Source organism: Rubrimonas sp. (assembly GCF_036788415.1).
GTDB lineage: Bacteria > Pseudomonadota > Alphaproteobacteria > Rhodobacterales > Rhodobacteraceae > Rubrimonas.
Window position 1 is genome coordinate 1 of the sequence record NZ_DAIQNN010000069.1, and the last position, 15,716, is coordinate 15,716.

The window sequence follows — 15,716 nt, forward strand, 5'->3', positions numbered from 1 at the left end:
CAACGACGGCGAGGGGCTGCAGGACCGCGGCATCACCCGCGACCTCGACTGGGGCATCCCGGTGAAGCGCGGCACGGAAGACTGGCCGGGCATGGAGGGCAAGGTCTTCTACGTCTGGTTCGACGCGCCCATCGAATACATCGGCGCGACCGCGGAATGGGCCGATGCGGGCGGCCTCGACGACGAGGGCTGGCTGCGCTGGTGGCGCGAAGACCATGGCGCGGCCGATGTCCGCTACGTCGAGTTCATGGCGAAGGACAACATCCCCTTCCACACCCTCAGCTTCCCCGCGACGCTGATGGGCGCGAACTTCGACGGGGCGGAACCGTGGAAGCTGGTGGACTACATCAAGGGCTTCAACTGGCTGACCTATGAGGGCGGCAAGTTCTCGACCAGCCAGGGCCGCGGCGTGTTCATGGATCAGGCGCTGGAGAGCTTCCCCTCCGACTGCTGGCGCTGGTGGCTGCTCGCCAACGCGCCCGAAACGTCCGACAGCGACTTCACCTGGGCGGCCTTCCAGTCGGGCGTGAACAAGGACCTTGCCGACGTGCTCGGCAATTTCGTCAGCCGCGTGACCAAGTTCTGCCGCTCCAAATTCGGCGAGACGGTCCCCGCCGGCGGCGATTACGGCCCCGAGGAGCAGGCGCTCGCCGCCGAGCTCCAGTCCCGCCTCGACGCCCATGCGGCGGCGATGGAGGCGATGGAGCTGCGGCGCGCGGCGGCGGAGTTGCGCGCGGCCTGGGTGGCGGGCAACGAGTATCTCCAGCGCGCCGCCCCCTGGGCCGCCCACAAGACCGACCCCGACCGCTCCGCGGCCATCACGCGCTGCGGGCTGAACCTCGTGCGCCTTTACGGGATCGTCTCGCGCCCCTTCATCCCCGACGCGGCGGACGCGATGCTGCGCGCGCTCGGCCTCGACCCGCAGAGCGAAGGCGCGTGGCCCGCCTCGGCGGCGCAGGCGCTCGACGCGCTGCCCGCAGGCCACGGCTTCACCGTCCCCGACAACCTGTTCGCCAAGATCGAGGACGACGCGCGCGCCGCGCTGGAGGCGCGCTTCGCCGGTGGCGCTGGATAGGGCTCAGCGGTTCGGCTGGCCCAGTTCGAGCATCTTCTCGGTCAGATAGGCGCTGGAATGACCGAGTTCGAACGCGCGTCGGAAGTCGCGCGCGGCCTCGTCGCTCCGGCCCATCGCCTCCAGCAGCACGCCGCGTTCGAACCATGGCGTCGACCATTCCGGCGCGCGGGCGACCGCCTGATCGAAATCGGCGAGCGCCGCCGCCCGGTCGCGCGAGGCGCGGATGCGCGCGCGGTTGAGCCAGGCGCCGACATCGCCCTGATCGGCGCGCAGCACAGCCGAGAACGCCTGTTCGGCCTCCGCGTCGCGCCCCAGCGCCGCCAGCGCCAGCCCCCTGTTGAACGTCGCGTCCCGGTCGCGCGGGCTCGCCCGCAGGGCCAGGTCGAAATCCTCCAGCGCGCCCTGCGCGTTGCCGGCCCGCAGCCGGAACGCTCCGCGCCCGGTGCGCAGTTCCGCGTCGCGGGGCGCGAGATCGACGGCGCGGTTCCAGTCCACCGCGGCGAGCGGGGCCTTGCCCAGCTCCTCGCGCGCCCGCGCCCGCCCCCCCAGCGCCAGCGCCGCGCGGGGGTCGACCGCCAGCGCGCGGTCATAGGCTTCTTCGGCCTGCCGCGGCTGGCCGAGTTCGAGGAAAGCCGCGCCCAGATTGAGCGCCGCCGCGGCCTCCTGCGAGCGCGTCAGCCCGCCCGCCTCGAGCGCGCGCCGGCACGCGCCCGCGACTTGCGCCGCAGGCGCGGAGGGGTCGCCGCAGAGGGCTAGGAACGCGTTCGCGACCGCCGGTCCGGGGGCGGCGGTCAGCAGGGCCAGAAGGGCGGCGAGGGCGAAGCGGCTCATCCGCTCTATATGCGCTTGATCGCCCGCCGGCGACAGGGGGCGCGCTTGACGCCGTCCGGCGGCGGATCGAAGCTCGCGCGCTCTCGCCCTTGCGGACCTTGCGCGCATGCCCGCCCTCTCGACGCTGTCCCCCAATCTGCGCGGCGCGCTGTGGATGCTGGCCTCGGTGCTCGGCGCGACAGGCATGACCGTGTTCGTGCGAATGCTGAGCGACGAGATGCACACGGCGATGATCGCCTTCTTGCGCTCGGCGGCGGGGCTGTTGTTTCTCGCGCCGCTGCTGCTGCGCGCAGATGGCGGGCGCGGCGCGCTGACGATGCGCCGCCCCTCCGCCCATCTCCTGCGCGGCGCGCTGATCGCCGCGGCGCTCAACATGGGGTTTTATGCGATCTGGAAACTGCCGATCGCCATTGCGACCATTCTGTTCTTTCTGGCGCCCATCTTCTCGACGGCGCTCGCACCGTCGATGGCGGGCGAGAAAGTCGGGCCGCGGCGCTGGGCGGCGGTGCTGGCGGGCTTCCTCGGCGCGCTGATCGTGCTGCGCCCGGGGCTGGCGCCGTTCGAGCCGGCGATGCTCGCGGCGCTCGGCTCGTCGCTGTGCTTTGCGCTGGCGTTGATGATCGGCAAGCGGTTGAGCGCGGAGGACGGCTCGGACGCGGTCTTCGCCACGTCGGCGCTGCTGACCGCGGCCCTGACCCTGCCGCCCGCGCTGCTGGCCTGGGAGGTTCCGCAAGCGCTGTGGCTCTGGGGGCTCGTGCTGGCGCTGGCCGCGATGTCGTCGCTGCGCGGCTACGCCGACATCCGCGCCTTCGCGGTGGGGGAGGCGAGCGTGGTCGCGCCGGTCTCCTATCTGCGGCTGCCCGCCGTGGCGGTCGCGGGCTGGCTGATGTTCGGCGAGACGCTCGATCTCTGGGGGCTCGTCGGCGGTGCGGTGATCGTCGGCGCGACGCTCTACATCATGCTGCGCGAGCGGAGTGCGGCGAGGGCGTCCGGCGCGCGCGCCGCGGGCGTCGCAGCGCCGTGATCGACGCGCCACGCCGCTGTCGCACAGCGCTTTGCGGATGTGTCGCGCGTTTTACTTTATACGAAATCTTTTTTTCGATCCCGAGCCGCCCGGACGCACAGATTGTTTTTCGGGCCGCACGGGCAGTGCGCGCTTGAAAAGCGGCTCGAGAATCAGTATTTGCCCTCTCACAGGGTCGCCGATCCCAACCCCGCTCGTGGGGGGGCGCTAAGGGACCGCTGGGTTTTCGTCTACTGGTAGGGGAGGCCGCCATGAATGGGGCGCACCTCTTCCGACTGGGGATGGACCTGGAGACAGGCGCCACCCACGAGGGAGAACACACGACCGAGGGTCGTGCGAACGATCATCGTCACACTGCGACGCTCAGCGTCGTCTCCAACGACGCGCAGCCGCGCGACGTGTTCGATGAGGACCGCGAGGATCACTTCATCCGCCGCGACGGCAAGACCTTCGCGGGCACGCATCTCATCATCGAGGTGGTGCGTGGCACGGGTCTCGATGACGAGGCGCGCATCCAGAAGGCGTTCCGCGACTGCGTGGACGGTTGCGGGGCGACGCTGCTGCACATCCACACCCACAAGTTCTCGCCGCAGGGCGTGAGCGGAGTGGCCGTGCTCGCCGAGAGCCACATCAGCGTGCACACTTGGCCGGAGATCGGCTACGGCGCGTTCGACGTGTTCATGTGCGGCGACGCCGAGCCTTGGAAGGCGGTCGAGATCCTGCGCAAGGCCTTCGACGCCGAAGAGATGCGGGTGAAGGAACTGCTGCGCGGCGACGGGCTGGTCGCCTGATCCCAAGGGCCGGGCGGGCGTCCGCGTTGCGCTAGGCGCGCCGCCTTGGCCTGAGGTGACGCAAAGCCGCCCGGCGTCGGTCCGGGCGGTCATTGGGTCGCGGGTCTTTGCGAAAGCGCGACTCTCACATGGCCCCGGACTGCGCCCGTCCCGTCGGCGACAGGCGGGCGCAGGGGGCGCTTCGCGAAGGGCGTCGCGATGTCCGGCGCCGCCGCATGCCCGGTTGCGGCTGGCTGGCGGAACGACGGCGAAACTCCAACCTTCCGGCGTCCATTCCCCAGCTCACGCCGACCCGCTATTCTGTTCTCCAACGTCCCAGTCCGAGCCCCGCCGATGCACGTCTCCAGCCGCGCTGCGCTTTTATGAACAAGCAGGTCGTCTGCATCAACTGGGGTCCGAAATACGGCGCGCCCTACATCAACCGGCTCTACGCGATGGTGGCCCGCCACCTGACCCCACCCTTCAACTTCACGTGCTTCACCGACAGCGCCGCGGGCGTCCGGCCCGAAGTCCGCTGCGAGCCGCTGCCAGAGCTCGACGTGCCCATGCCTGTGAGAACATGGGGAAAATGGCCGAAGGCGCGGATGTGGAGCGCCCGGCTCGCCGATCTCGAAGGGCCGGTCCTGTTCATGGATCTCGACCTTGTCGTCACAGGGTCGCTGGACGACTTCTTCACCTTCGGCGACGCTGACGACGTGATCCTCGCGCGCAACCCCACGGTCCCGCTCGAGCGCCTCGGCCAGACGTCGATTTTCCGCTTTCCGGTCGGCAAGCTCCTGCCCTTGCAGGAGGAGTTCGCCGCCGACCCGCAGGGGATCGCGGACCGCTATCACTGGGAGCAGCGCTTCGTCACCCGCCGCGCCCCCGGCGGCGTGAAGTTCTGGCCGCGCCCCTGGGTCAAGGTGTTCCGGCGCGAGTGCTGTCGCCCCTTCCCTTTGAACTACGTCCTCGCGCCGCGTCTGCCGCGCGGGGCCCGCGTCGTGCTGTTTCCCGGCATCCTGCTGCCCAGCCACGCCATCGAGGGCCGGTGGGGCGACCTCTACGATCCGACCGGCCCGATCGAGCACATCCGCAACACCTTCCACAGGCGCACCGATCAGAGCGTGTGGCGCTATCTGCGCCACTATCTCAAGCCGTCGGACTGGGTGCGCGAGGCGTGGCGCGAAGACTGAGGTCGAGGCCTACTCCGCCGCCTGCGCCATTCGCCCGAACGGGGCGGGAAGCGAGTCGCAGAAGGCGTCCACGTCCTCCCAGTCGGTGTACTCGATGACTTCCCAGCCGCCGGTAGGGCCCTTCGACATCTTCATGATCATGCGGATCAGCTGCCGGTCGAGCCATTTGTACTTCGGATAGTCGAGCACCCCGGCGACCGCCCGCGCCGCGACCGGCTTCAGCTTGAACTTGTCGACGCATTTCTTGAGGTAGGCGTTGGTCTCGATGGTTTGCCGCCCTTCCTTTCGCGCGGTCAGGTTCACCGAGACGAAGACCAGCGGAGGCGGAGGCGTCTGGGCCATCAGCGCCGTCAGGAAGGCCTCGGCTTCGGGCATGTGGTAGCCGTAGCGCACCGGCGCGACCAGCAGGACCGGGCGGGCGGGGTCGATCACCGGCGGCGTCGCCCCGAGGCGGGCGTAGTCGTAGGCCCCGAGACCCAGCCGCTGCATGATGTGGGTGGCGACGCGCAGCGAGTGCCCGTCATGGCTGGCGACATATACGTCGAAGGCGGCGGCGGTCATCGGGTCTCGTCCGGCTGGAAAGGAAACGGCGCGCGGAGCTTCCGCTCCGCGCGCCGCCTTTGCAATGCGATCAGGCGCCGCCCCAGAGCGGGGTTCAGACGCCGCCGCCGCGCGAGTGCACCCATACAGCGAGTTCCTTGACCGCCGACTCGCCGAGCCGGTCGAGCCAGGCGGGCATCACCCCGTGCTGCGGGTCCCAGATCTGCGCGAAGATCTCCTCCTGCGAGCCGCCATAGAGCCACTCGCCGTCCGTCAGGTTCGGCGCGCCGAGATCGACGTTCCCGGTCCCGTCCTCGGCATGGCAGGAGGCGCAGTTGTACTCCCAGCTCTCCGCGCCGGCTTCGAGCAGCGCGGTGTCCGTGGCGCGACCGGTGAAGTTCAGCACATGCTGCACGACTGCGTCGATCTCCTCGCGCTCGATCAGTTCGTCGACGCCGAAGCGCGGCATTTCGGAGAAGCGCGCCTCGGGGTGCTGACGCACGCCGTAGGCGATCGTCTGGTAGATCTGCTCAAGCTCGCCGCCCCAGATCCAGGCGTCGTCGTTGAGGTTGGGAAAGCCGCCGACATTGCCCGCCGCGCCCGCCCCGTGGCACTGCGAGCAGTTGAGCGCGAAATTCGCGGCGCCCGAGGCGAGCGCGAAGTTGAACAGCGACTCATCCGCCCGGATCTCCTCGAGCGAGGCGGCGGCGATGCGGTCGCGCCATTGCGACTGCATGGCCGCATGGGCGGGCAGGGTGCGATTGAGCAACTCGCCCCGCGAGGTGTAGCCGAGCAGCCCGGCGGTGGCCGTGTTCACCAGCGGCCAGGCCGGGAAGAAGATGGTGTAGCCCAGCCCGAACACGATGCAGGCGTAGAACAGCGACACCCACCAGCGCGGCATCGGGTTGTTCAGTTCGGAGATCCCGTCCCATTCATGGCCGGTCGTCTCGACGCCGGTGACCTCGTCGATCTTGTTCTTGGCCATCTCAGCCTCTCCGGTTCGCGCCGGCGCCGTCGGGCCCGGGCTCGTCGTCTCTCAGGGGAATGTCGGCGGCGTCTAGCGCGCGCGCCTTGGCGCCGGGCCGGAGCACCGAGGCGACCGCGATCGCGAAGACGATCGAGATGCCCACTAGGCCCCAGCTGTCGGCGAAATGCCGCATCTTTTCATAGGTCGAGAGGGGATCCTCCATGGTCCGCCCTCAGCGCAGGTTCTCGGACGCCGTGGCGTCGAAAGTCGAGAAATCGACCAGCGTGCCCAGCATCTGCATGTAGGCGATGATCGCGTCCATCTCGGTGATCCGGTCGGGGTTCCCGTCGAAATCGCCGAGCACCGCGCTCTCGGAGTAGCGCGCGATCAGGCCGTCCACATCCGCCTCGTCGGCGTCGGGGTTGGCCTGGGTGATCACGTCCACCCGGAAGTTCTCGATCATCTCGTCTGTGTAGGGCACGCCGACCGCGACATTCGCCGTCAGATGGTCGCCCATGTCCGAGAAGTCGAGGTCGCGGTCGGCCATGAAGGCGTAGGGCGGCATCACCGACTCGGGCACCACCGAGCGCGGCGAGATCATGTGCTGGACGTGCCACTCGTTCGAGTATTTGCCGCCGACGCGCGCGAGGTCGGGCCCCGTGCGCTTGGAGCCCCACTGGAACGGATGGTCGTACATGCTTTCCGCCGCCAGCGAGAAATGACCGTAGCGCTCGATCTCGTCGCGCATCGGGCGGATCATCTGGCTGTGGCAGAGATAGCAGCCCTCGCGGATGTAGATGTTGCGCCCCGCCAGTTCGAGCGGGGTGTAGGGCCGCATGCCCTGCACCTTCTCGATGGTGTTCTGGAGGTAGAACAGCGGCGCGATCTCCACGACGCCGCCGATTGTGACGACGAAGAAGGAGAGCACGAGCAGAAGCGTCGCGTTCTTCTCGATCTTCTGGTGTTGAGTCCAGATCGACATGGCGCGCGCTCCCTCACTCGGCCGCGACAGGGGCGGGGCCGCGCGACGGCTGACCCGCCTCCTCGCGCAGATCGCCCTTGATCGTCTTGTAGATGTTGTAGGCCATCACCAGCCCGCCAAGCAGGTAGAGCACGCCGCCCATCGCCCGGATCACGTAGAACGGGTGCATCGCCTCGACTGTCTCCGCGAAGGAGTAGACGAGGAAGCCCAGCTCGTTGGTCTCGCGCCACATCAGGCCCTGCATGATTCCGGAGACCCACATCGCGGAGGCGTAGAGCACGATGCCGGCGGTCGCGAGCCAGAAGTGCCAGCTGACCATCGCCACCGAGTAGAGCCGCGGACGGCCCCAGACGCGCGGCGCGAGGAAGTAGACGGCGCCGAAGGTGATCATGCCGACCCAGCCCAGCGCGCCGGAATGGACATGGCCGATGGTCCAGTCGGTGTAGTGCGACAGCGAGTTGACCGCGCGGATCGACATCAGCGGGCCTTCGAAGGTGCTCATGCCGTAGAAGGCGATTGCGGCGACCATCATGCGGATGATCGGGTCGGTGCGCAGCTTGTCCCAGGCGCCCGACAGCGTCATCAGCCCGTTGATCATGCCGCCCCAGGACGGCATCCACAGGATGATCGACATCACCATGCCCAGCGTCTGCGCCCAGTTGGGCAGGGCGGTGTAGTGCAGATGGTGCGGACCCGCCCAGATGTAGAGGAAGATCAGCGCCCAGAAGTGGACGATCGAGAGGCGGTAGCTGAACACCGGCCGCTCGGCCTGCTTCGGCACGAAATAGTACATCATCCCGAGGAAGCCGGCAGTCAGGAAGAAGCCGACGGCGTTGTGGCCGTACCACCACTGGGTCAGCGCGTCCTGCACGCCCGAGAAGGCCGAGTAGGACTTGGAGCCGAAGAAGCTGACCGGCACCGCCATGTTGTTGACGACATGCAGCATCGCGACCGTCACGATGAAGCTCAGGTAGAACCAGTTGGCCACGTAGATGTGGGGTTCCTTGCGCTTCATGATCGTGCCGAGGAACACGACGAGATAGGCGACCCAGACGATGGTCAGCCAGAGGTCGATGTACCATTCCGGCTCGGCGTATTCGCGCGACTGCGAGCCGCCGAGGATGTAGGAGGTCGCGGCCAAAAGGATGAACCACTGGTAGCCCAGCATCACGAACCAGCCGAGGCTGCGCGAGACCAGCGGCGCCGCCGAAGTCCGCTGCACCACGTAGAACGAAGTGGTGATCAGCGCCGTTCCCCCGAAGGCGAAGATCACCGCAGAGGTGTGCAGCGGGCGCAGCCGGCCGAAGGTCGTCCAGGGAAGGTCGAGGTTCAGCAGCGGGTAGGCGAGCTGCAGCGCGATGATCACCCCGACGAGGAAGCCCACGACGCCCCAGATCACCGTCATGATCACGCCGAAGCGGATGATCCCGGTTTCGTAGCGCTCCTCGTTGGGGCCTCCGGGTCCCTCGCCCAGAGGCGCCAGCCTAAGCCGCCCCTGATACGTCAGATAGAGCAACGCCGCGCCCGCGAGCGCGAACATCGTCATGTGCGTCGCATACATCGCGTCGCGTGCGTTGCCCGCCGCGTAGAGCGCGAGGATGGTCAGAAGCGCCAGTATGACCAGCTTCACCATTTGCATGTCGTTTCACGTCCTTCCCGTTCCCCCGCCGGGGGCGACCGCCAGCTTGCGCAGGGCGCTCGCGTCGCGATGCTGCATCCGCGAAAATCCCGCACTTCATTGTGAATTATGGTAGCCCATCCTGCACGGCTTTGATGTGGGTCAAGGCGCGCCGTGGCGTCGCAGGCGAGCATCCGCCAGCCAGAAACTGAACGCTTCGCGGAGGCATGCGATGTTCGATGCAGTTGCAATGACGCGCATTTTTCAGCGACCACCGGCGCCTGAGAAGATGCGCGCGGACCCGTTCGGCTATTTCGACTATGACAATCGGGCGCAGAGGGCGCTCGCCGACATGCTCGAAGGGATCGCGGATTCGCTGCCCGACGAGATCAACCGTGCGAGCGCGGCGCTCGCGGCCGGGCTCCTGCGCAGCGCCATCGCCCATCACGACGCCATCGAGGAGCAGGCGCTCTTTCCGCTGATCGAGGCGCGCGCGCCGCTCGGCGCGTCGCTGCGCCGCGCCGTCGCCATCGCGCGGCGCGAGCATGGCGAGACCATCGGTCGTGCCATCGAACTCGCCGAAGAACTCGACGCTCTGGCCCGCACCGGGCGCGCCCGCAACGCGGAGTCGCTCGGCTTCATGCTGCGCGCCTTCTTCGACGGGCTGCGCCGTCACATGGACTGGGCCGAGGCGACGATCCACCAGCAGGCGCGCGACCTGCTGACGCGCGAGGACCTCGTGACGCTCGGCATCCGCCTCGCCGCGATCGCCGCCCGCGAGGGCGTGCGCGAGCGCGGCGGCTTCGCGGTGATCGAGGGCGGGGCGATGGAGGCGCACGGCGCCGCCTGAGCGCCCCTTGTCCGACGGCGATCCATCCGAGCCGACTCGCCGCATCAGTGCATCCGCGCGCCCGAGAGCGCCGTCGAGGGGGGCGCGAGCGACCGGATGCCGACGGCTCAGCTGCGTCGGGTCTCGGCGAGGCGGCGGTTCGGCTGCCGATCCTTCGATCAAATCGACCGAAGAGGTTAGCGGCGTTCGGGCGCCCCCGCAGGGGCATGGTGGGCGCGGCTGGGATTGAACCAGCGACCCCTACGATGTCAACGTAGTGCTCTCCCACTGAGCTACGCGCCCGCGCGACGAAGCCCGTCCGTCATGCGTCGCGGTGCTATAGGAAAAAGCCTCGGAGGGCGCAAGCGCGATCTGTCCGCTCGGTCGGGCCCGAGGCGGCCTGAGCCCGCCGCGACGCTTCGCCCTGAATCTTTCGCGCGACGATGCGGAATGTCTTTTCCGGCGGCGCGTGCGGGCTATGATCTCGGCATGGCGATGGCGACGAGTTTCGATCTGCACGAACCGCGCGGCGGGCTGTCGCGCGCGGTGTTCAGCTCGCCCCATTCGGGGCGCTGCTACCCGGAGCATTTCATTCGCCGTTCGCGGCTCGATCCGCTTGCGCTGCGGGCCTCCGAGGACGCCTTCGTCGATGAGCTGTTCGGCGCCGCGCCCGAATTCGGCGCGCCGTTGATCTCAGCAGTCGCGCCGCGCGCCTATGTCGATCTGAACCGCGCGCCGGAGGAGCTCGACCCCTCGGTCGTCGAGGGCGTCCGCGCCACCGGACTGAATCCGCGCATCGCCGCGGGGCTCGGCGTGATCCCGCGCGTCGTCGCGGAAGGCGCGTCGATCTATTCGGGCAAGATCAGCCGGTCGGAAGCCGCGGACCGGCTCGCCCGGCTTCACGCGCCCTATCACGACGCGCTGGCGCGCCTGATGCGGCGCGCGCGCGCGCTGCATGCGCAGGCGGTGCTGTTCGACTGTCATTCGATGCCCTCCGACGCGCTGCGGGCGGCGCCGCGCATCCGGGGCCGCCGTCCCGAAATCGTGCTGGGCGACCGCTTCGGGGCCGCCGCTGCCGACTGGGCGATGGCGGAGACGCAGGCCGCCTTCGAGGGTGCGGGGTTCGCCGTCGCGCGCAACGCGCCCTTCGCCGGGGGCTTCATCACCCAGCGCTACGGGCGACCGAGCCAGGGCTGGCACGCGATCCAGATCGAAATCGACCGGAGCCTCTATCTCGACGAACGCAGGATCGAGAAGCGCGGCGATTTCGCCGCCATCGCGCAGGCGCTGCGCAGCGTCGTCGCGCGGCTCTGCGGACGCGAACCCCTCGCGGCCCAGCTCGCCGCGGAGTGACGGACCCGCGCTCAGCCGAGCGGCGGGGCCTGCGCGTCTGGCAGGAAGAAGCGGCGCGCGACTTCACATTTCCGCAAGCCTCTTGGGCCAGCGTCGCGCCACCGCCGCTTCCGGGAGGGCTCGCCCATGTCTTCGCTCAAGGCCCGCTTCACCGCGCTGGTGATCGCCGTCGCCCTCGGCGTCGCCGCGCTGATCGTCGTGGGCGAGGTGATCCGCAGCGCGCGCGAGGCTGAGGACGCCGCGCTGGCGCGTCAGGACGCCAGCCTGCGCGCCGCCGCCCTCGCCTTCGCCTACGCAGCGCCGGAAGTGGAGGCGCGCTACGGGCCGACCGGCGTGGTCGAGCGGCTGGCCTGGAGCGCGCCGCCCGTCTTCGACAGCCATGCGCTGATCGACAGGATCGGCGCCGCGACGGGCGAGACCGCGACGGTGTTCGCGCTCGGCGAGGACGGCGATTTCTGGCGGCGCACCACCAACATCGTCAAGCCCGACGGCAGTCGCGCCGTCGGCACGCCGCTCGGCAAGGGCGGCGCGGTCTGGCCCGTCGTCTCGCGCGGTCAGACCTATCGGGGCGCTGCGACCATTCTCGGAAAGGATTATCTCACGGTCTATCAGCCGATCTTCGGCGCAGGCGGGGCCGTCGAGGGCATCCTCTATGTCGGCGTCGCGGAGGCGGACGTCACGGGCGTCTGGCTTCGGGTGGCGGGCTGGGTGACGGCGATCGCGCTGGTCGCTGTTGCAGTTGCGGGGCCCGCGGCGCGCTGGCTCGTGGGGCGCGGGCTGGCCGGGCTCGACGCGCTCAAGGCCGACATGGCGCGGCTGTCGGCGGGCGATCTGGCGACGCCGGTCTCGGGGCAGGCGCAGGGCGACGAGATCGGCGAGATCTCGCGCGGGCTCGACGCGCTGCGCGCGGGGCTCGCGCAGGCGGCGGCGGAGCGCTCTCAGGCCGAGAGCCAGCGGCGCCTGATGCTCGACGCGCTCGCCGAGGGCGTGGGGGCGGTGGCGCATGCGGCGTCTGCGGGGGATTTCTCGCGCCGGGTGGAGGCGCGCTTCGACGAACCGCAGCTCGCGGCGCTCGCGCAAGCGATGAACGGGCTTTGCGCCGGCGTCGACGCGTTCCTGCGCGAGATCGACGCCTGCGTGGCGCCGATGGCCAAGGGCGACCTCACCCACCGGCTGGCCGAGGGCGCGCCCGGCGATTTCGGGCGCGTGGCGCGCGGCCTCAACGCGTCGCTGGACCGGCTGACGGCGATGCTCGGCGACATCCAGAGCGCGGCGGCGTCAGGACGGGCGGCGGTGGCGCGGCTCGAGGCAGGGGCGGGCGAGATCGCGAGCCGCGCCGAAGGGCAGGCGGCCTCGCTGGAGCAGACGGCGGCGGCGATGGAGGAGATGTCGGGCGCGGTCGCCTCAAACGCAGCAGCCCTCGACGCCGCCAGCGCTTCGGCGCGCGACGTGGCCGCGCGCACGCAGGACGGCGCAGCGGCGGTCGCCGCCACGGTCGAGGCGGTGACGCGCATCAAGCACAGCGCCGGGCGGATCAACGAGATCATCGGGCTGATCGAGGGGATCGCCTTCCAGACCAACCTTCTCGCGCTCAACGCTTCGGTCGAGGCGGCGCGCGCCGGCGAGGCCGGGCGCGGCTTCGCCGTGGTCGCGGCGGAAGTGCGCGCGCTCGCCCAGCGGGCGGCGGCGGCGGCGCGCGACATCACCGGGCTCGTCACTGAAAGCAACGCGCAAGTCGGCGACGGCATCGCGCGGGTCGAGCAGGCGGGCGCGGCGCTCGACGCGATCCGCGCGGCGACCGCCGATCTCGAAAGCGGCATCGCCGAGATCGTCGGCGCGGGCCGAGAGCAGGCGACCGGGGTCGCCGAGATCAACGCCTCGATCGCCCAGATGGACCGCATGACGCAGGAGAACGCCGCCCGAACCGAGGGCTTCGCGGGTGAGCTCGGCGCGCTCGGCGCCGACATCGCGGCGCTGGCCGAGGCGGCCGCGGCCTTCGAGGCCGGCGCCGCGCGGGGTCGCCGCGCGGCCTGAGCGTCGCGGGCCGCCTCCGCCCGCACCGCCACCTGCGCGCCCCGCCTTGCGCCGCGCCGCGCCCGGCCTATTGTGCGGTGCGTCTGCGCCGGCGACAGAGGGCGCGCGAGGAAGGACCAGCGACATGGCCGATGGCGGGGCGGGGCCCGACATGACACCGACGATCGACGTTCCGGTCCGCGACGCCTTCGGCATCGACAGCGACTTGACCGTGAAAGGCTTCGCGGAGCCCACCGACCGCGTGCCCGCGCGCGACCCGACCTACCGCTTCGACCGCGACACGACGCTCGCGATCCTCGCCGGCTTCCGCTTCAACCGCCGCGTGATGATCCAGGGCTATCACGGCACCGGCAAATCCACCCATATCGAGCAGGTGGCGGCGCGGCTCAACTGGCCCTGCGTGCGCGTGAACCTCGACAGCCACATCAGCCGGATCGACCTGATCGGAAAGGACGCGATCCGGCTGCGCGACGGCGTGCAGGTCACGGAGTTCCAGGAGGGCATCCTGCCCTGGGCGCTGCGCAATCCGGTCGCCATCGTGTTCGACGAATACGACGCGGGGCGCCCGGACGTGATGTTCGTGATCCAGCGCGTGCTCGAGGCCGACGGCAAGCTCACTTTGCTCGACCAGAACAAGGTGATCCATCCGAACCCGTTCTTCCGCCTGTTCGCGACCGCGAACACCGTGGGCCTCGGCGACACGACCGGGCTCTATCACGGCACCCAGCAGATCAATCAGGGCCAGATGGACCGCTGGTCGCTGGTGGCCACGCTCAACTACCTGCCGCATGACGCCGAGACGGAGATCGTGCTCGCCAAGCACCCCGACTACGCGAGCGGGGAGGGGCGCACGACCATCTCGCGGATGGTGACGGTCGCCGACCTCACCCGCTCGGCCTTCATCAATGGCGATCTGTCCACCGTGATGAGCCCGCGCACCGTGATCGCCTGGGCCGAGAACGCGCGCATCTTCGGCGATGTCGGCTTCGCCTTCCGGCTGACCTTCCTCAACAAATGCGACGAACTCGAGCGGCAGACCGTCGCCGAGTTCTACCAGCGCTGTTTCGGGGTGGAGCTGCCCGAGAGCGCGGCGAGCCTGTCGCTGGGGTGAGGGCGCCGCAGTGAGGCCCGCCAAATGAGCCCGCGCCCCGACAACCCCGCCGAGCCCTTCAAGAAGGCGCTGGCCGAGGCGACGCGCGCGATGGCCGACGCGCCGGACCTCGCGGTGACCTATTCCGCCGATCCCTCGGGGATGACGTCCGACAGCCTGCGCCTGCCGCAGATCTCGCGGCGGATGACGCGGGCGGAGGTGGTGGCGGCGCGCGGCGCGGCCGACGCCTCGGCGCTGCGGCTGCGCTACCATGACGACGCGGCGCATGCGCGCTACGCCCCGCCGGGAGACATGGCGCGCGCCATCTACGACGCCTGCGAGACCGCGCGCTGCGAGGCGCTCGGGGCCCGCGCAATGCCCGGCGTGGGCGACAATCTCGACGCGCGGCTGGTCGAGGAGGGGCGCCGCCGCGGTTATTCCCAGATGAAGACCGCCGCCGACGCGCCTTTGCCGGAGGCGGCGGCGCTGGCGCTGCGGGCGCTGATCTCGGGGCGCGAACCTCCGGCCGGGGCCGACAACGTGGTGAAGCTCTGGCGCGGCTTTCTCGAGTCGCACGCGGCCCAAAGCCTGCCCGACCTCGCCGCGCTCGCCGACGACCAGGCCGCCTTCTCCAGGGCCGCGCGCAAGCTGATCGCCGATCTCGGCTACGCCGACCAGCTCGGCGAAGACCCCGACGCGCCCGACGAGGACGAGGAGCAGGGCGCCGAGGACGAGCCCGACCAGCCCGAGGAGCAGGGCGGCGATCAGGATCAGGAGCAGTCCGACCAGCCCGACGCCCAGCAGGACCAGACCCGCGCGCAGGATGCGGCGCAGGCGAGCGCCGACATGACGTTCGAGGACCTCGACGACGACGAGGCCCAGCAGGAGGCCGCTGAGGACGAGGAAGGCGAGACCCCGCCGCCGCCCATGCCCGCGCCCGACAGCGAGGCGAGCCGCGACTACAAGGTGTTCAGCCGCGCCGCCGACGAGGTGGTGACGGCGGAGGAGCTGTGCGACCAGGCCGAGCTCGACCGGCTGCGCGGCTATCTCGACCGCCAGCTGGAGCCGCTGAAAGGCGCCGTGTCGCGGCTCGCCAACCGCCTCCAGCGCAGGCTTCAGGCCAAGCAGAACCGCAGCTGGCTGTTCGATCTGGAGGAAGGCGTGCTCGACGCCGGGCGGCTCGCGCGCGTCGTCGCCAACCCGACCACGCCGCTGAGCTTCAAGATCGAGAAGGATACGGATTTCCGCGACACGGTGGTGACGCTGCTGCTCGACAATTCCGGCTCGATGCGCGGGCGGCCCATCTCGATCGCGGCGATCTCGGCCGATGTGCTCGCGCGCACGCTCGAGCGCTGTCAGGTGAAGGTCGAGATCCTCGGCTTCACCACGCGCCAGTGGAAGGGCGGGCAG

At 70.0% G+C, this 15,716-nt stretch carries 15 protein-coding genes and 1 tRNA gene; 9 read left to right on the forward strand and 7 right to left on the reverse strand.

The window, feature by feature from the left end; genetic code table 11:
• Positions 1-1,075, forward strand: a 1,075-nt coding sequence (locus V7Q31_RS13750) for a methionine--tRNA ligase (protein WP_333834433.1), incomplete at its 5' end; no start/stop codon positions are given.
• 3 nt (positions 1,076-1,078) lie between these two features.
• Here the strand turns inward: V7Q31_RS13750 and V7Q31_RS13755 are convergent.
• A complete protein-coding gene (locus V7Q31_RS13755) occupies positions 1,079-1,906 on the reverse strand; it encodes a tetratricopeptide repeat protein (RefSeq protein ID WP_333834434.1) in 828 nt (275 codons plus the stop codon).
• A 106-nt stretch (positions 1,907-2,012) separates the two neighbouring features.
• Here V7Q31_RS13755 and V7Q31_RS13760 point away from each other — a divergent pair, with 106 nt between their 5' ends.
• The 3 genes from V7Q31_RS13760 to V7Q31_RS13770 all read left to right on the forward strand — a co-directional run bounded on the left by V7Q31_RS13760 (position 2,013) and on the right by V7Q31_RS13770 (position 4,893).
• Positions 2,013-2,930, forward strand: coding sequence for a DMT family transporter (locus V7Q31_RS13760; RefSeq protein ID WP_333834435.1), 918 nt, complete (start codon positions 2,013-2,015; stop codon positions 2,928-2,930).
• Between the two features lie 251 nt (positions 2,931-3,181).
• Positions 3,182-3,721: an adenosylmethionine decarboxylase gene (speD, locus tag V7Q31_RS13765; protein ID WP_333834436.1), complete on the forward strand. Its 540-nt coding sequence runs from the start codon at positions 3,182-3,184 to the stop codon at positions 3,719-3,721.
• 362 nt (positions 3,722-4,083) lie between these two features.
• On the forward strand, positions 4,084-4,893 hold the full coding sequence (locus V7Q31_RS13770) for a glycosyl transferase (RefSeq protein WP_333834437.1): 810 nt from the start codon (positions 4,084-4,086) through the stop codon (positions 4,891-4,893).
• Positions 4,894-4,902: 9 nt separating this feature from the next.
• Here the strand turns inward: V7Q31_RS13770 and V7Q31_RS13775 are convergent, their stop codons facing one another.
• The 5 genes from V7Q31_RS13775 to ccoN form a co-directional block, all read right to left on the reverse strand.
• A complete protein-coding gene (locus tag V7Q31_RS13775; RefSeq protein WP_333834438.1) occupies positions 4,903-5,454 on the reverse strand; it encodes a flavodoxin domain-containing protein in 552 nt (183 codons plus the stop codon).
• Between the two features lie 94 nt (positions 5,455-5,548).
• On the reverse strand, positions 5,549-6,418 hold the full coding sequence (ccoP, locus tag V7Q31_RS13780; protein ID WP_333834439.1) for a cytochrome-c oxidase, cbb3-type subunit III: 870 nt from the start codon (positions 6,416-6,418) through the stop codon (positions 5,549-5,551).
• Between the two features lies 1 nt (position 6,419).
• Entirely contained in the window at positions 6,420-6,623 is a 204-nt protein-coding gene (locus V7Q31_RS13785) for a cbb3-type cytochrome c oxidase subunit 3 (RefSeq protein WP_333834440.1), read from the reverse strand.
• Between the two features lie 9 nt (positions 6,624-6,632).
• Positions 6,633-7,382, reverse strand: a complete 750-nt coding sequence (gene ccoO, locus V7Q31_RS13790; protein ID WP_333834441.1) for a cytochrome-c oxidase, cbb3-type subunit II — start codon at positions 7,380-7,382, stop codon at positions 6,633-6,635.
• Between the two features lie 13 nt (positions 7,383-7,395).
• Complete coding sequence (gene ccoN / locus V7Q31_RS13795) at positions 7,396-9,021, reverse strand: cytochrome-c oxidase, cbb3-type subunit I (protein ID WP_333834442.1); 1,626 nt, start codon at positions 9,019-9,021, stop codon at positions 7,396-7,398.
• A gap of 268 nt (positions 9,022-9,289) precedes the next feature.
• Here ccoN and V7Q31_RS13800 point away from each other — a divergent pair, with 268 nt between their 5' ends.
• The gene (locus V7Q31_RS13800) at positions 9,290-9,850 is read left to right on the forward strand and encodes a hemerythrin domain-containing protein (RefSeq protein ID WP_333834443.1); all 561 of its coding nucleotides are present in this window, start codon (positions 9,290-9,292) and stop codon (positions 9,848-9,850) included.
• 207 nt (positions 9,851-10,057) lie between these two features.
• On the opposite strand, the gene V7Q31_RS13805 is transcribed toward V7Q31_RS13800, so the two are convergent.
• Positions 10,058-10,132 (reverse strand) — tRNA-Val (locus V7Q31_RS13805).
• 147 nt (positions 10,133-10,279) lie between these two features.
• Here V7Q31_RS13805 and V7Q31_RS13810 point away from each other — a divergent pair.
• The 4 genes from V7Q31_RS13810 to V7Q31_RS13825 form a co-directional block, all read left to right on the forward strand.
• Positions 10,280-11,182 (forward strand): N-formylglutamate amidohydrolase, encoded by a 903-nt coding sequence (locus V7Q31_RS13810; RefSeq protein ID WP_333834444.1) that lies wholly within the window; start codon positions 10,280-10,282, stop codon positions 11,180-11,182.
• A 126-nt stretch (positions 11,183-11,308) separates the two neighbouring features.
• Complete coding sequence (locus V7Q31_RS13815) at positions 11,309-13,216, forward strand: methyl-accepting chemotaxis protein (RefSeq protein ID WP_333834445.1); 1,908 nt, start codon at positions 11,309-11,311, stop codon at positions 13,214-13,216.
• Positions 13,217-13,340: 124 nt separating this feature from the next.
• Positions 13,341-14,327, forward strand: coding sequence for a cobaltochelatase subunit CobS (gene cobS / locus V7Q31_RS13820; RefSeq protein WP_333834446.1), 987 nt, complete (start codon positions 13,341-13,343; stop codon positions 14,325-14,327).
• 24 nt (positions 14,328-14,351) lie between these two features.
• The coding region (locus V7Q31_RS13825; protein ID WP_333834447.1) for a cobaltochelatase CobT-related protein at positions 14,352-15,716 on the forward strand (1,365 nt) is incomplete at its 3' end.

Excerpts from the sequence above, each read along its gene's own strand:
- V7Q31_RS13810 (WP_333834444.1), top strand. The coding sequence starts at position 10,280 with ATGTCTTTTCCGGCGGCGCGTGCGGGCTATGATCTCGGCATGGCGATG.
- cobS (WP_333834446.1), top strand. The coding sequence starts at position 13,341 with ATGGCCGATGGCGGGGCGGGGCCCGACATGACACCGACGATCGACGTT.
- ccoO (WP_333834441.1), bottom strand. The coding sequence starts at position 7,382 with ATGTCGATCTGGACTCAACACCAGAAGATCGAGAAGAACGCGACGCTT.
- V7Q31_RS13785 (WP_333834440.1), bottom strand. The coding sequence starts at position 6,623 with ATGGAGGATCCCCTCTCGACCTATGAAAAGATGCGGCATTTCGCCGAC.
- V7Q31_RS13760 (WP_333834435.1), top strand. The coding sequence starts at position 2,013 with ATGCCCGCCCTCTCGACGCTGTCCCCCAATCTGCGCGGCGCGCTGTGG.
- ccoN (WP_333834442.1), bottom strand. The coding sequence starts at position 9,021 with ATGCAAATGGTGAAGCTGGTCATACTGGCGCTTCTGACCATCCTCGCG.
- V7Q31_RS13770 (WP_333834437.1), top strand. The coding sequence starts at position 4,084 with ATGAACAAGCAGGTCGTCTGCATCAACTGGGGTCCGAAATACGGCGCG.
- V7Q31_RS13755 (WP_333834434.1), bottom strand. The coding sequence starts at position 1,906 with ATGAGCCGCTTCGCCCTCGCCGCCCTTCTGGCCCTGCTGACCGCCGCC.
- ccoP (WP_333834439.1), bottom strand. The coding sequence starts at position 6,418 with ATGGCCAAGAACAAGATCGACGAGGTCACCGGCGTCGAGACGACCGGC.
- V7Q31_RS13800 (WP_333834443.1), top strand. The coding sequence starts at position 9,290 with ATGCGCGCGGACCCGTTCGGCTATTTCGACTATGACAATCGGGCGCAG.
- V7Q31_RS13775 (WP_333834438.1), bottom strand. The coding sequence starts at position 5,454 with ATGACCGCCGCCGCCTTCGACGTATATGTCGCCAGCCATGACGGGCAC.
- V7Q31_RS13815 (WP_333834445.1), top strand. The coding sequence starts at position 11,309 with ATGTCTTCGCTCAAGGCCCGCTTCACCGCGCTGGTGATCGCCGTCGCC.
- speD (WP_333834436.1), top strand. The coding sequence starts at position 3,182 with ATGAATGGGGCGCACCTCTTCCGACTGGGGATGGACCTGGAGACAGGC.